This window comes from Xanthovirga aplysinae, assembly GCF_009711365.1.
GTDB lineage: Bacteria > Bacteroidota > Bacteroidia > Cytophagales > Cyclobacteriaceae > Xanthovirga > Xanthovirga aplysinae.
In genome coordinates this window covers 1-1,382 of sequence record NZ_SMMB01000390.1, presented here as the reverse complement: position 1 = coordinate 1,382, position 1,382 = coordinate 1, and the positions used below count along the sequence as shown (strand labels likewise).

The 1,382-nt window shown below is 34.9% G+C and carries 2 protein-coding genes; one reads left to right on the top strand and one right to left on the bottom strand.

The genetic code is table 11. The features are described from left to right. The first annotated feature begins 143 nt into the window (after nucleotides 1–143). Complete coding sequence (locus tag E1171_RS24095) at nucleotides 144–596, top strand: hypothetical protein (RefSeq protein ID WP_222931327.1); 453 nt, start codon at nucleotides 144–146, stop codon at nucleotides 594–596. Between the two features lie 122 nt (nucleotides 597–718). Here the strand turns inward: E1171_RS24095 and E1171_RS01350 are convergent. After that, the coding region (locus E1171_RS01350; protein ID WP_155203332.1) for an SIMPL domain-containing protein at nucleotides 719–1,382 on the bottom strand (664 nt) is incomplete at its 5' end.

Below are 1,382 nucleotides of genomic sequence, written 5' to 3'. Positions count from 1 at the left end.
TAACACAACAATTCAAACACATAAACTCTCTTTTCAATAGCCTCTGATTATTCTGATTAATAAATATAAAAACAAGAACACAACCCAATCAAACAAATCCAAGTTAAATAAGGTAGAACAGCTTTTTAAGGAGGTGTGCGGAAGTGTTTTTAAATAGATTTTTTATTTCGGCTTTCTTTGTTTTAACTCTGAGTATTCCCGCCTTTGGCCAGCGAACTTTTGGCGGTAATGTATTAGCGCCTTCAAGTGGAGCAGGGGGATATGGGATCGAAAACAGAAGTCCATATTCCGGAGGAATCAACCCATCGAGTGGGTATTTTAGACCTTATGGTAGGGATAGAGGATATGGTTCTTACGCCATATATGAAAATGCCTTATACCATGGAAGAGGTTATCACTATTACTATGACCCAAGGTTTATTCAAGGAAGAGCACGAAACCCAAATGCAATTTTTAGGAGACACTTATTGGTAAACCCTAACCCATATTATCAATACCAATACCAATATTATAATAACGTTAGGAATCCAAGCAGAAGAATACGAGGAGCCCCATACTACAAATGGAATCCTTACAATAGCTATACCCCTTATTAAGTTAAAAAGGAAACAAAAAAGGGTGATTGTGTAAATCACCCTTTTTTAATCTACTTAATTCACTTATTTATAAATACAAAACAGTTAATAATAATTGGCTTTAAAAGAAGCCCAAATCTTGCCTAGTGAATTTCCCAAATAATGGTCACTTGGTCCCTTACTTTTATTTCATCCGGCTCAACTTCATTAAATGTTTTGGCCATCATTCCTTCTTGACGTAAATCTGAAGTAACTCTATATTGAATAGGAACTGGTCTAGTGGATTGAATACTGTATTGAATATCGGTAATTTTTCCTAGTGAAACTCCGGCAGCTTGTGCCAATAATTGTGCCCTTTCTTTAGCATTATCCACGGCCATTTTTATTAATTTCTCTTTTAGGTTTTCTGGCTTTTCTAATGAAAAAGAAATATTAAAATCAGCCTCACTCAAACTAGAAGTCATTGCGGAGAGTGCTTTATTTAATTCTTCCTTTTCAGGGGCAAGGCGTAATTTTAGGTCATGAGAAGCTTCATACCCTTCAAATTTCCTTTCTCTTCCCACGTAAGAATAACTTTTTTGTACATTAAAATTGGAAGTTTTAAGATCTTCTTTTTTGAATCCTGCCTTTTTTATGGCGTTTCTTAAACTTTCAACTTTTTCATTTAATTCATCAATAGCAGTATTATAATTCATATCTTTCGCACTTGCCCGAATTGAAATAGTGGCTAAATCTGGTTTTTCTGATAGTTCACTAGTACCCGTTACGGATAATAGACGCTCTTTTAATTCCTGACTCTGAGCTCTA